The sequence below is a fragment of the Bradyrhizobium sp. USDA 4501 genome (genome assembly GCF_054062115.1).
The window spans coordinates 5,972,478-5,986,569 of record NZ_JBSSEX010000001.1 but is presented as its reverse complement, the minus strand read 5'-3'; the positions used below and the strand labels follow the sequence as shown (position 1 = coordinate 5,986,569).

Genomic DNA, 14,092 nt, shown 5'->3' with positions numbered 1-14,092 from the left:
TCGGACTGAGCTTCGGCCTGGCTTGGAATGCACTGGCGGCAACACAATTGGGTGCCGCACGATAGGACGACCTGCGTTGTGCATGAACCATGATACAAGCAGGACAGCGGAACCAGTTGCGTTGGCACAAAGTGCACTTCCATCCAAGGCCGAGTGTGATCTGATCGTCATTCGATCAGCCGAGCCCCACAGCGCATCAAACTCGGATAGGCCGAAGCACTGGCGAAGACAGCTTCGACGTTGAAGCCCCTCAGACTCACGTCGGAGCCGTCGAAAAAGGTGGCGCCAATGAAAAATCGAACAGGCACCGAATGGGCCATCATCGCCGCTGAATGCTGGCTCGCAGTGGTCGCGGTGGCGATCTTGCTGATCGCGCTACACCCGGAAGTTGGCTGATGGCGACACGCGCGGCTGTCGGGATCTAAGGGACGATTTTGGTTAGGGCTGGTGCCCAAGCGCATGACGCAAGTCGAGATTCGTCCTCGCCTTCAGGACGACCGCCGCAGACGAGCGAACGGAGCATCGCCGCCCCCGTTTGGCGAACGCCTTGATCGCGTCTACCGCTCAGGAATCCGAGAGACGGACCACGCGGCCGGCGATACTTAAAACAGCGTCTCGAACATGCTTCAACGAGCAACCGTAGACGGAGATTCACGAGTTGCGCTGTTGGGCGCGTCGTTCGACTGTTCGGCAGCAACGATGGAACGAATCTCGTCAATCCGTCGACACGCGCGGATCGCACACTCTCTCAACTCATCGATCGATTGCGTTTCTGCCCGCGTCTTTTCAACCGCTTCGATTTGCGAATTGAAGGCTGCAAGTTCTGCCTGGAGCAGCTCGAGTAGCGATTGGTTGGAACCAACCGCCCTTTCCACTCTTTTTGCCCGCATTGTCATCCCCAAATACGGTTGCACATTCGTGACAACGATTCGTGGCTTCATTATGAATCACGCTGCCGAAGTGATCGTTCATTGCGTGACGCGCAATTTCGTCCGGGACCTTGAGCACGACTCATCGGCGATGGTCGAACCTCGAACGAGAACGCCCCTGGTCGTGTTCTCGTATTTATCGCGACTGCAAATGCACGGCCTTTGCCAGGGCTCGCGCCGCCTCTGCCGGAGAAGCCTTGTCCGTATCACCGTCGACCATGAGGTTAGCGGCGCGCATCGCCTCAACGGGCACCGAGCCGACAAGCGGAACAAGTGCTCGCTTCAGCCGCGCATCGGCGGCACGCTTTGGCGAGATGAGGATCAGCGCATCATAGGAAGGTATCGCATGCTTCGGGTCAGCCAGTACGAGCAGATCAAGCGCCGCGATACGCCCGTCGCTGGAGAACGCGGAGACGACGTCGGCCTCGCCGGCCTCGAGAGCGTGATACATGATCGTTGGATTGAACGAGCGTCGCGTTCTGAACGACAGACCATAGGCATCCTTAAGCGAGCGCCATTCCGGTCGGCCCAAGAACTCAAGGTCATCGCCGATGGTGAGTTGAGGTGCAACACGAGCAAGATCGGCAATCGACCTGACGTTTAGCGCCTGCGCTCTCTCCCGTTTCATCACGAGAACGTAAGCATTTTCGAAACCAAGCGCACCGAGTACCGTGACGCCCTGCTCCGCTTTCATCCAGCGGACGATCTCCGCCTGCATCTCCTCGCGCGGTGGCATGTCAGTGCGACCGATAACGTTGCGCCAGAGCGTGCCGGAGTAATCGACGTAAGCATCAATGTCATTGTGAGCCAGCGCGCGAAAGGCGATAGCCGAACCGAGCCCATCCTTGCGCGTTACGCCGACTCCTTCAGCCTTCAGCCGGTCACCCACCAGGTCCGCCAGAATGAACTGTTCGGAGAAGCTCTTCGCGCCGATGACATAGGTTTCTGCTTCGTTCGAGAGCAGCGGCGCGAAACCGGCGAGCGTGCCGAGAGCAAGCCCGGCGATGCCGAACAACACACGCTTCCTGCTGCGTTCAGACGCCCCTGTCTCCACAAGACCGAGACAGAAGTCAGTGATCAGAGCAAGCCCGGCCGCGGCGATGCAGCCGAACAGCACGGAAACCCAGTTCTCGGTTTGCAACCCCGTAAAAATGTAATTGCCAAGGCTGGTTTGGCCGACGGGCGTAGAAAGCGTGGCTGCTCCAATCGTCCATACGGCTGCAGTCCGCACCCCGGCCATGATGACGGGCGTGGCGAGCGGCGCCTTGACGCGCGTCAGAATCTGCTGAGGCGTCATACCAACGCCTTCTGCCGCTTCGACGATAGCTGGACTGACGCCATTCAAACCAACCACACTGTTGCGCAAGATCGGAAGCATCGCATAGAGCGTCAATGCGATCAGCGTCGGCAGGAATCCCAGTGCGGGGATGCCGAAGCCGAAGAGCCGTGCCGTCAATGTCGAGAGCGCAAGGAGCAATGGATAGAACAGTGCGAGCAACGCAAGTCCCGGTATGGTCTGGATCAAGCTGGCGATGGCAAGCACCAGCCTGCGTAGCCATGGTCGTTCCGCTGCGAGGGCAGCCAGCGGCAGGCTGACGAGCAGTCCAAGCGCCAGCGCCGTGGCGCAAAGTACAATATGTGGTGTGAGATAGGTGGGAAGCAGGCGCCAGGCGTCGAACAACGCGTCTAATCGGGCACTGGAAAGCAGCTCTGCGCCGGCATCAGGCACGAGCAGGTCCGTTCTTGGTCGCAAGCGCGGCGATGCGTTCCGCTTGACGTCGCGGCACTTCCATCAAGGCGGTCACGTCCGGATCGTCAGAACCAGAGCCCATCATCAGAGTATGCGGCGTATCGTCGGCGAGTACGCGGCCGTTCTTCATGACGACGATTCGATCAGCCATCAGCGCAGCTTCCTGGATGTCATGGGTCACCATCAGGGTCGTCATGCCGAACCGGTCGTGCAACTCGCGGTAGGAAGAACCCAGGCTGTCGCGGGTGACAGGATCGAGCGCACCCAGCGGCTCGTCCATCAGAACAATGCGCGGTCGGGCGGCGATTGCACGCGCGACGCCAACCCGTTGGCGCTGACCTCCGGACAGCATGTGCGGAAAGCGGCTGGCGTAATCCTGCGGCAAGTCCACCATATCCAGCATCTCGGCCACCCGCGATTCGATCTCGTTCGCCTGCCAGCCACGCAATTTGAGTGTCACGGCAATGTTGTCGGCAACTCGCATGTGTGGAAACAAACCGATCCCCTGAAAGACATAGCCGATGCTCCGCCGCAGCATCGGTGGTTCGGCTTTGCTTACAGGCACTCCGTCGATCCTGACTTCTCCAACGTCAGGATCGACCAGTCGATTGATGGTCTTCAGCAGCGTGGTCTTGCCGGATCCCGAGCCGCCCACGAGCGCGACCAATGACCCCTGCTGTACGTCGAGCGATACGTTGGAAACAGCAACACTCCGCCCCCCATCGTAGGATTTCGATACAGCATCGATCTCGATATACGGCACGGAATTAGACGGATTCGAAATCGGCGAAGCTGTCATGAACAGGGCCTCCCTGTGGACTGCAGAACTGCCAGAAAATGAGCAAGCAGGCGTCAGGGCATGATCCACTTGGATGCACAGGTCCCTGGGTCACACCCACGCCCATCTTCGGAAGGCGAACCCGTCACGGCTCCAACGCGACCTGCAGGCCGTCGTCGCCCTCAACATGGACATAACGGGGTCCGATCGGACGCCCCCTGCCGCTGGCAACAGTAACAATGTCTTCCAGGGGAGCGGCGCGCGCATCCGCCTCAGGCCGGGACAACATCAGATCGGCGTGAAACAGCCCTTCCGACTCAAGACCGGTAGCATCGATGCCAAGAGCCGCCAGGCTTGCCAAGCAACTTTCAAACTCTTCAGCATCGCGAAAACGACGCTGGATAAAAGTCGCGCCGGCAAGACGCTCCGTCACAAGGCCACGCTTCGCGAACGTCGCGGCTAGAGAATCGAACGGGAACATTCGTAGCACGAACGAAATGATCCATGGACGCTTCTCCGTCGCATCGAGAATCTTGCTGAACGTCTTCTCGGTGACGTAACCGATGCACCCAGTCGACATGATGACATCCGCGGATCGGACAAGATGCGCACTGCCCGCCGAGAGCGCCTCCGTTTCAAGATCTGCGACAATGCCCTGCTCAAGCAGACCTACACCCGTCGCATACCTTATCGCCGGCGCCGATACATCGAGACCGATAAATCGCGCGAGACCGACATCCGGCCAAGCCGAATAAAAATTGCGATCGAGGCGCACCAATGTCTCAGAACCGATCGCCCTCATCTCGCGTCGGGCGTAGCGATGGCGCAAGCCCCCGAAAGTCAGTGGAAACCGATGCACCGCTGCGTTGATTCCGTATGAACAGCCAACATCAAGTACGGTCGGCTTAGCGCCGGTTTCTGAAACCTTCGCTGCCAGAATTTGGCGCACAACCGGCTCAGCCACGTCCGGGATCATGTAATCCAAATCTCCCAGGACAGAGAAATACGCCCTGGGATCATCCAGGGCATAAATATCATCGAAGACGGCCTTGGACTGATTGATGCGCGAAAAATGTGTTTGCAACCCGGTCTCCTATTTCAACTTACAAGCCACTCGACGGCTGCTGCGTTCAAGTGCTTGATGCCTTATTGCAGAGATTGACCGACGCACAAACCTATTGCGCTTTTTTCAACCTCGCTTCGTGGAACTGCGCTGAGCACTGATGCGCACGCGCGCGTATAACGCCGCCTCCTTTTCGAGACCATCGCCGGTTGGGGCGGCTTGATCTGCGGTCAGGATGATGTCGAAAATGCCAGTCGCTCTGGCAGAGAAGAGAATCAACTCTGGTGCTGCACGAATGAAAGCGTGCGGGCAGCCGGCCGCGATAGTCGACAATGCTGGTCAGGCACGGACGCGACGGTTGGGAAATCACGCTCACGTTGCGTGCCCGGTGGCGCCGGTCGCGGCACCGAAGAACATCTCGCAGAAGCATGGAACGCACTCGCGCCAGCACAGTTGCTGACAACAGGTTGAGACCGCGCCAATAGGAAGGCCGCTCAGATGGGAATGATTGGCCCGCGTAGTTGGCCGATGGATCGAACTCGGCCTACGGACAAGGCGCGCTGGAGCAGTTCCTCGGCAACGGCAACTCACGCACGTGGTTTGGGGGCCATGTTAGAAAATGCGCCAAGCCGCCACGCCGAGGATGAACCAAGCTTGAAGCCGATTTGGTGGAACAGCAACTCGCGCATACGCACAGGGCTATTGACGGTTTGCATCGCTCGCGAGGCCGATGTTCGGAACTTTGTCGGTTCCGCTGCAACGATGAGGCCCTGACAGCACTGAACGGACCGGGCTCCTCGCACGGTATCGTCAGCGAGATTGAGCGTTTCCAAGCGTCTCGAACACCGTCTGCTGCCACCAATCACCTTCGATTTGATCGAGTACGGCGAGATCGAGCATCGGCCGCAAGGCGCTGTCTTTGGGCAGTACGATCGCATAGCTCTCGCTGCTGAAGCTGGTATCGACGACGCGAGCCGAGGCCGAGAAGTCGCTGCGAACCATCCAGGTCAGCAACGGCTTGTCATGAACAAAGGCATCGATTGTCCCACGCCCCAGCGCGGAGAGGCCGCCTTGGATGTCCGGAAACGTTCGAAACGAAAGCCGCTGACGAGCGAGGTAGTCGGTCGTCGCGGAGTTCGCGACCACGCCGACGCGCACGGAACGCAGGTCGTTGAAGCCGTGAACGGCGCCCTCGAGCCCTCTGCGCGTAAGGGTGGAGGTGATACCGGCGGTGAACACCGCAATCGCGATCACGGAAGCGATCATCCATCCCATTGCCACGATCCTGCCGGGGAGTGTTGTCGGCGCATTCTGAGCGGCTCCGGCCTGCGTCATGGCGATGGTCGACCACCAGAAGCTGGAGCCGAGTCCCTTGGCGCCGCCACCGAAGTGCTCCGTTTTGCGCCGTTCCAGCATCCAGATCAGGAATCCGACCGCCATTGCGAAACCAAGCAGCACCGCGACGGCCTGGAAGAATCCGAAAGAGAGAAGCGCCCGCCCGATCGCGACCCAGGGGGGTTTTCGTTGACCGGCACCGCAACGCCGAGCCCGGTGTTGTAGAACGGCTGCGTAAAATCGACTTTGCGCGCGCACGCTCGGCAGTCACTGTAACCGCCGCGACGCCAACATCGAATCTGCCGTTTGCGACGCCGTCCAGCAAATCCGGCACGCTCTGGGTTTCGACCAGGCGAAAACGTAGGTGTGCCTGATCGGCGATCCTTTTCCAGAGCGCGATGCTCATACCGCTCCAACTCCCATCCGGCTGCTTGATGGCAAATGGAGGGGCCTGCTTGGTCGCCACGACTAATTCCCTGTCAGGGGCCGCGGCAGCTTGGGCGTGAAGGGCGCCGCAGCCGAACGCGGCCACCGCCAGCGCCAGGATGCACAACCAGACCGGTCGAATCGACGTCCGCTTGCGTTGCAAGATTGGATCTCCCCGCCTGGCGCTGTGGGCAGCCATCTCACACGACACCTCCCCCAAGTGGCGGTCGTGCAGAGCTGACGGGAAAGCCTCGAATGAACTCATTGCTCACCTCGATGCATACCGGGATTGCCGGCCGGAGCTTCGCTACTCTCTTGGCAGCATTCGTCACACGCCTGTCCGTCAAAACAATGGCGAAGGAGTCTTCGGCCATGTCCGGAGGGCCAACTAACCTCAGGTTGAATTCCACAACGCAGACGCTCGATTGTCGACGTTGCGAGTGACGGCATCGCTTCTCTCGATTCAACAAAATCGCAAGCATCGGCATGAGCTGCGAGGCAGCGACAAATGACACCATAACGCTCAGGATGCGAGAGTTTCGGCACCATCGAGGCGTTCGCGAAGACACCCGCTGGCGTGCGCATGGTCTTTACGAAGAATGGAGCCCGGTTGGATGCTGAAGCCTCGCTTGCGGTTTTGGCAGTGGGTTGGGTCGCAGACACGAAGCGGCTGAACGTCGCGGTTGAGCCTACCCCACCTACAGAGGGATCATGGCCCGGGCTGCGGTGATGGCGGCAGGACAGCTCGGCTTGAGCATAGGCTGGCAAGCGCACCGGTTCGAGAATGTATCGCCTGCGACCCGCCAGTCGGGAGAGGTCAGGGAGCGTCGGTGACCTTCACGGTCGCCCGTCGCAAGGGAGATTTCCGCAAATCTCGGCAAGTATCGAGACGTTCGAACGGCCCACGGACACGGGCTAGCCGTCCCGACCAGTAAGCCGATCCTGGTCAACCCACAGCACTGAAAACCATCCAATCCCTGCAGTCGGGCAGCACCCCGCGACGGGCAGAACGGCTAATCCGTTTTGTTCGCGCTGATATCCCTTTCAGCGACGAACACGGTAGCCACCGCAACGAAAACGCTAGGCAATGGCGGCATTGGCGGGGTTATCAAGTCCATGCCATTGAATTTGCTTGGGATATCCCTCCTGCCGGGATCGCCCCGTTATTTCCCGGCCCAGTGTTTTCAATAGGTTGAGCCTCAATTTGGAAGTCGAGCTTGTTCAGAAGGCGCAGCCTCATGAAGACTGGAACGAAAGCAAGGTGTCGAAAGCCAAGAGAGCCAGTGACGGTCCTTTGGCGCGCGTTCGCGCCGCCTCATGCGCACGGCTCGGCCAGCCCTTCATGTGCACGTCGACATGCGTGTGAGTGACAAGGTCATCGCCTGTGGTCGCGTTCTTTCCGGATCACGAACGGACCCGAAGTTTGACGATCATTGTGAGCCACCCCACAGCCCGCATGCGGCCGAAGTGATAAAAGGCATTTTAGACATTGGACAAGACCGCTGACGGTCTCCGGCGGTCCGAGAACCGCAGGTTTGTTGATTTTCTCTCCAAGACAGGGTTCCATTCCGGCTCCATTGAGCCGAGGTCCTGCAATGCCTGCCGGAGCTGTCGCGAGGGAGCAAGCCGCCCACACGCCAAAATGGGTGAATGCACGCCTCCGGTCTCAAGAGTGGTCAAACAACCCCCGCGCGGACGCCCGGACCGCGGCAGTGCTGCTTATCGACATTGCCGGCTTCACAGCGAAGACCGACCGCGCTGCCGGCGACGGCGCTGAAAGCCTTACCTACTTCATCAACGATTGCTTTGCGATACTGGCCGACGTGATTGATTCCGAGGGAGGCGACATCGTCGCTTTCGCCGGTGACGCCATTCTCGCGATTTGGGTCGATCCGGACGCTGCCGTCGCTACCGCGCAGGCCGTGCGCTGCGGCCTTGCGCTGCGACAGGCCATGACCGCCGGGCCGGGCCGAGAAGCGATCAGTGCGCGTACGGCGGTGGAAACCGGCGAAGTGTTCTTCTGCAGGCTCGGCGGCTGGCAGGACAAATGGCACTATGTTGCAGCCGGAGAACCCTTTTACAGCATCGGCCTCGCCTATCAGAAGGCCGCGATCGGCGACATCGCGTTGTGTGCAAACGCCGCGCGGCTGTTGACGGGCTCGTGCGAACTCGAGCCCATGCCCTATGGAGCACGGCTCCTTGGAATGAACGCGCCCGATGCCGTCGCACCGATAGACGGCATTATCTTCGGAAGCCACACGGGCAAGGCCGATGCCAGCGACTGGGTCGGCGAGTTTCGCACGCTCACAGTGGCGCGGGTCGGCCTCCCCGATTTCAATTTCGATGATGATTTCCTGACGAGACTGCAGGCCTTCGTCGTCGACGTCCAGCAAATCGCCGAACGGCTCGAGGGAACCGTTCATCAGGTCCTGATGGACGACAAGGGCCTGACTCTCACGCTCGTCTTCGGATTGGCTCCGCTTGCCCACGAAGACGATCCCTTCAGGGCAGTCGAGGCGTGTCTGCGCCTCCGTCGCCAGCTGGAAGCGAAGGCCATTCCGATTTCTGTCGGCCTGGCGACCGGCCGCCTGTTCTGCAGCAATTATGGCGGCCTCCATCAAAGGACATTCGGGATTTTTGGGCAGGCGATCAATGTGGCCGCGCATTTCGCCGAGGCCGCACAGGGCGACATCGTCTGCGACGCCACGACGGCCCAGGCCGTCGGGCGCAGGATCGTGTTCAATCTGCTGCCACATCTCCAGGTCAAGGGGACGGGCGCATCGATGTTGGCGTTCAGTCCGGCGGCAGTGACCGACGATTTCCATGCTCCACCCCGGCGCACCATCATCGACCGCATCAGCGAAACCGCGATGCTCAGGAGCTGTCTCGACGGTCTGAAGACAGGAACCGGTAAGCTCGTCCTCATTGCAGGCGAAGCCGGTATCGGAAAATCGCGCCTACTCGAAGACTTCATCGGATCGGCGCAGGCCGACAATCACGCCGTCCTGGTTGCAAATGCCACGGCGATCGAAAGATCGACGCCCTATTTCGTGTGGCGCGCCGTATTGCGGCAGATCTTGCAGTTTGAAGGACCGGGCGACGGACCGCGGGTTCGACGCGAATTGTCGGAAGCGCTGCTCGAAAACGAGTCGCTGCTGAATTGGCTTCCGCTGCTCGAAGAAGTCATTCCACTGGGATTTTCCGAATTCGCCTTCACTGAACAGATCGTCGGCTCGGCTCGCGCGAGCGCGATCGAAGAACTCGTGATCTTCATCCTACGCCGATCGAGCGTTCGCATCCTCCTGATGGAGGACGTCCACTGGTTCGACGGCCCCTCGATCGAACTGCTAGGCGCCGTCGCGCGCCGGCTTTCGGACTTCCTGATCGTGGTTACTCAGCGGACCCAGACGACAGCGATCGCAGAGCAGCGTCTTGCCGTCGAACTCGCCTCATCGCTGCAGCTGCGGCTCGACCGGCTGTCGCGCGACGACGTGCGGCTGCTGGTGAAGCGGCGCCTGAGATCGTCCGAGGTTCCGCCGGAACTGGTGCGATATGTCTACGGTCATGCCAGTGGAAATCCGTTCTTCAGCGAGGAACTCGCGCTCGCGCTCAGGGACACCGGAAAGATTCAGGTTACGCGGGGGATATGTTCGTTCGATGAACAGAGCCTCGCCGATTCCAGTATCTCGCTCTCGACCAGCGTTGAACGCGCAATCGTCAGCCGGATCGACCTGCTATCGCTCGACGACCAGCTGGTGCTCAAGGCCGCCAGCGCAGTCGGCGACGCCTTCTCCTCCGAGTTGCTGGATCAAATCGTCCCGGAGTTGTCCGCTGCCACCAAGGCGGAATGCATCCGCCGATTGATCGACTTCGACTTCCTGCAACTCGATCGCGAGACGCGGCCACTTTCCTTTGTGTTCAGGCACTCCATAACGATGGAGGTTGCCTATCATGTCTTGTCTTTTGCGCAGCGAAAAACCCTCCATCGGCGGATTGCCGGCTTCATCGAGCAGCATCACGCCGAGGAGCTGCAACCGAATTATGCGCGCCTGGCAAGGCATCTCGAGCTTGGCGGCGAGCCGTTGCGGGCGATCACTTACCTCGAGCTTGCGGCCCAACAGTCGCGCAACAACTCGGCAAATCGCGAGGCGATCCGTTACGTGGAGAAGCTATTCGATCTCACGCAGCGCGAAGCAATCCAGATCGGACGCAGCCGCAAGGCGGCTTGGGAGGTCATCCTCGGTGACGCTTGTCACGAATTGTCGGACTACGAGAGCTCCGCCAACCACTACCACCGCGCGATGGAGTTGCTTGGTCATCGTCTTCCGGCGAGCAAGACCGAACGAATCGGCGCGCTTGTTCGCAACGCCGCAACCCAGTTGAGGTTACGGTATACTTCGTCGAAACAAGTGGCCCTGGCTGAGCAGGACAGGTCCGACATGCAGCGCGTCGCTCATATGCACGAATTTCTGTCGGAGCAGTATTTCTACCAGAATGACTCGCTGGCCGTGCTCAACGGAACGCTGGCGTCGTTGAACCTGGCCGAAAAATGCGGCGCGACCCCGGAGACGATTCGAGGATACAGCGCGCTGGCGCTCGGAATGGGGATGTCCGGCATGGTGGGGATCGGCCGCAGCTACGCGGCGCGCGCGATCCAACTTGCGGAAGGCTACGGCTCGCTGCCCGAGATCGCGCGGGTCCGACTCGTGCTCGGCGTTCTCTCTTATGGCCTCGCCGAATGGGATAATGCCGAGGCGCATGGCGAGCATGCAAGACGTTGTTACGAGCGCCTGGGAGACCGAAAGCGTGCGCAGAACAGCGAGACGATGTTGATCTTCATCGCGCTGTTGCGGGGATATATTTCGCTCGCCGACGAGCGGCTTGCCAAGCTGTTCGCGGAACTCTCCGACGATTCCCCGCCGCAGATCCGCGCTTGGAGTCTTTCCTTACGGGCATTGATCGACATCACCCGGGGCGGGGCCGATACCGGATGCCTCGACAAACTGAAAGCGCTGGCAGGCCAGCGGTTGATCCGCACCGAACAATTGCTTTGCACCGGCGTGGCCGCGGCCGGCTATCTCGAGCGCGGCGAGGCCGCGGTCGCCCTTGAGCTTGCGGAACGGGGACTTCCCATCCTGCGCGAATGCGGCGTTGTGTGGGGCGGATATGCCTTCGGGCCGGCAGGAATCGCCGATGTCTTACTGAGCCACTGGGAGCAAGCTTCCGGCGCGGTCTCTTCGAACATTCAAAGCCAGGCGAAGCTGGCGTGCCGGGAGCTTTCCCGGCTCGCTCGAACATCGCCGATCTGCCGTCTCTACAGTCTGTTAATGAACGGCCGATTGTGCTTCCTGACCGGTCGACCGGCGCGGGCGCTCGAGAATTGGAAGCGCGCCGCCGAAGTGGCCGAGCTGCTGCAAACCCCCCGCGAGCAGGCGCAGGCGATCTATCGAATCGGCCTTGCGACCAGCGCGAGCGATCCTGAGCGTGAGTCTCGCCTCCGGCAGGCGGCCGACATCTTTGAACGCCTCGGCGCCGCCAAGGAGCTCGCCGAACTGAAACGTGTCCATCCATCGCCGTCGTCGCAATGGAGACAGGCTTGAGCCAGCGCCGCATCATCATCGTGGGCGGCGGAATGGCGGGACTTTCCGCCGCCTATCAGCTCAGCCTTACATCGGAATTGCGCAAGCAATATCACGTCACGGTCTATCAGCTGGGATGGCGGCTCGGAGGCAAGTGCGCCAGCGGGCGCGATGCGCAGGGCCGCAACATCGAGCATGGCCTGCATATCTGGTTCGGCCACTACCTGAACGCTTTCCAGATGTTGGCCGAAGTTTACCGAGACTTGCCGCGGAAGGGAGCGAAAGTCGATTTGAACACTTTGATTCTCCCACAGGGTTACACGCCGATCGGCGATCCCGATGGGGCCAAGCCGACCGTGTATGACGTCAACTTCCCGACATCGAAGAAAGTCGGTATACCCGGCAGAGAACCGGCTGACCTCAGCATCGCCAATTGTCTGTCGCACGCGATAGGGCTGTTGATCAACTTCCACGACTATGCGCTCGGGTCAGACTCGCCGATCGTCAAGCTCGACGAAGTTTCGATCGAAACGATCAAAATGCGTGACGACCCGCGGTTTCCCCCCTCAAGACTACTCGGTGTGGTGACGGCAAGAACCTGTCTGGAGATTGCCTCGGCATGGCTGTTGCATCTCGACGAAGACATGATCTCGTTTGGCCCCGCGGACATGGAATTAGTCCGCCGGGTGCTTCAGGGCGCTGCTGGCGCCAGTTGTCATATGACCTTTGCGAATACCGCAGCCGGTCACTTGTTCGACCAGGCCTTGCGACTAGCGTGGCCGCTGGTGGACGGCATTTTCGACGACATCGTGATTGAGCAACGATCCATCCACCAGATGGACGGCGAGGACTTTCGCCGCTGGTTGGTTCGTCATGGCGCCGAGCCCTCACTGGTCAAGCAGTCGCCAATGGTGAGAGCGCTCTACGACACGATGTTTCAGTATCCGGACGGAGACATCGCCAACGCGAGCTACGGCGCAGGAACCGCGGTCCAGGTCCTGCTTCGAGCACTCGGAACCTATCAGGGAGCCGTGGCGTGGGAGCTGCAGGCCGGTGCGGGCGAAGTGATCGTCGCTCCCCTGTTCGAGATACTCAAGCAGCGAGACGTCGAGTTTCGGTTCTTTCACAAACTGACCGATATCAGGGTCTCGTCGGATGGGCGATCTGTCGATTCACTGCACTTTGACGTGCAGGCGATACCGAAGTCCGGCTATGAATGGACCGTGCCGATTGGCGATGGACTGTCCGGCTGGAGCAGCCAACCCGACTGGCTTCACCTCGACGTGCCCCCGAACGGCTGCGTTGATTTTGAATCGTTCTGGTGCAACGAGCGGGTCGGCACCGACGTAAAGACACGCGTCGACGATTTCGACGATGTCGTCCTGGCGATACCGCTCGGCGCTTTCAAGAAGTTCACGGGCAACAAGAGTGTCGAGCGACCGCCCGGACCAGGCCTATCTGGCATTGAAGCAAAGCACGAGCCGTTCGACGACCTTTACAACTACAGCACCGGCTTCTGGAATATGGCGGCAAAGCTTCGCCTGGTGCCCAGCATCGCAGTTCAGCTCTGGAGCACGCGCTCGCTTGCCGACCTCGGCTGGCCCGGACAAAAGCCCGCGCTGGTGTCAGGCCCCAACCCTCTCGACATCTGGGCGGACATGTTCCAGCTCCTGCGGTATGAGCGCCGCGTCCCTCCTCCCTACTCGCTTCACTACCTCTGTGACGTCTTCCCTTCGAAATTGTACGCAGCGCCGCAGACAAGCCGGCATGCCCAGGAGATGGCAAATCTGCTCGCCTATCTCAAGACGCTGGATTGGCTCGAGCACAAGGCTAAATTCATCTGGCCGAAGGTGATGACGAACGGTGCGTTTGACTGGACCGTGCTTTACGACGATCAGGATCGCCACGGCTATCGCCGGATCAGGGCTCAGCACGTCAAAGCCAATATCAGTCCCTGGGACTGCTGTGTCGCGACCGCGGCCGGCACCAGCGCCTGGCGCCTGAAGACCGACGAGTCCGGCTTCAAGCACCTGTACCTCGCCGGAACCTGGATCGACACCGGCTTCAACACCGAATGCGTTGAAACAGCCGTGATCTCGGGAATGCAGGCGGCGCGCGCGATCACCGGCGCAGAGCTCGAAATTCCCGGCGAGCGTTTCCTTCACGCTACCCGACAATTTGTGTCTCTCTGTGATGTTATGCGCAGCTGCGCGCCCGCTCCCGCTGAATGAG

General features: G+C 60.3%; 7 protein-coding genes and 1 pseudogene. 2 read left to right on the top strand and 6 right to left on the bottom strand.

The window, feature by feature from the left end:
• Positions 1–626: 626 nt before the first annotated feature.
• From ACVWZM_RS27570 to ACVWZM_RS27545, 6 genes and pseudogenes are all read right to left on the bottom strand, one after another.
• On the bottom strand, positions 627–941 hold the full coding sequence (locus ACVWZM_RS27570; RefSeq protein WP_141340814.1) for a hypothetical protein: 315 nt from the start codon (positions 939–941) through the stop codon (positions 627–629).
• A 124-nt stretch (positions 942–1,065) separates the two neighbouring features.
• Positions 1,066–2,610, bottom strand: a complete 1,545-nt coding sequence (locus tag ACVWZM_RS27565) for an ABC transporter permease/substrate-binding protein (protein WP_456856784.1) — start codon at positions 2,608–2,610, stop codon at positions 1,066–1,068.
• 40 nt (positions 2,611–2,650) lie between these two features.
• Positions 2,651–3,478, bottom strand: coding sequence for an ATP-binding cassette domain-containing protein (locus ACVWZM_RS27560; protein ID WP_168855306.1), 828 nt, complete (start codon positions 3,476–3,478; stop codon positions 2,651–2,653).
• 124 nt (positions 3,479–3,602) lie between these two features.
• Entirely contained in the window at positions 3,603–4,541 is a 939-nt protein-coding gene (locus ACVWZM_RS27555; protein WP_253625486.1) for a class I SAM-dependent methyltransferase, read from the bottom strand.
• A 789-nt stretch (positions 4,542–5,330) separates the two neighbouring features.
• Positions 5,331–5,978: a hypothetical protein gene (locus tag ACVWZM_RS27550; protein WP_456855344.1), complete on the bottom strand. Its 648-nt coding sequence runs from the start codon at positions 5,976–5,978 to the stop codon at positions 5,331–5,333.
• 184 nt (positions 5,979–6,162) lie between these two features.
• Positions 6,163–6,480: pseudogene (locus ACVWZM_RS27545) on the bottom strand (hypothetical protein); the annotation flags it as partial.
• 1,513 nt (positions 6,481–7,993) lie between these two features.
• Here ACVWZM_RS27545 and ACVWZM_RS27540 point away from each other — a divergent pair.
• A complete protein-coding gene (locus ACVWZM_RS27540; RefSeq protein WP_456855343.1) occupies positions 7,994–11,881 on the top strand; it encodes an AAA family ATPase in 3,888 nt (1,295 codons plus the stop codon).
• A complete protein-coding gene (locus tag ACVWZM_RS27535; protein ID WP_199805244.1) occupies positions 11,878–14,091 on the top strand; it encodes an NAD(P)-binding protein in 2,214 nt (737 codons plus the stop codon). Before ACVWZM_RS27540 ends, ACVWZM_RS27535 begins: the two co-directional genes overlap by 4 nt.
• Position 14,092: the final 1 nt, after the last annotated feature.

Coding starts and splice junctions, on each gene's coding strand:
- ACVWZM_RS27560 (WP_168855306.1), bottom strand. CDS start 3,478: ATGACAGCTTCGCCGATTTCGAATCCGTCTAATTCCGTGCCGTATATC.
- ACVWZM_RS27570 (WP_141340814.1), bottom strand. CDS start 941: ATGAAGCCACGAATCGTTGTCACGAATGTGCAACCGTATTTGGGGATG.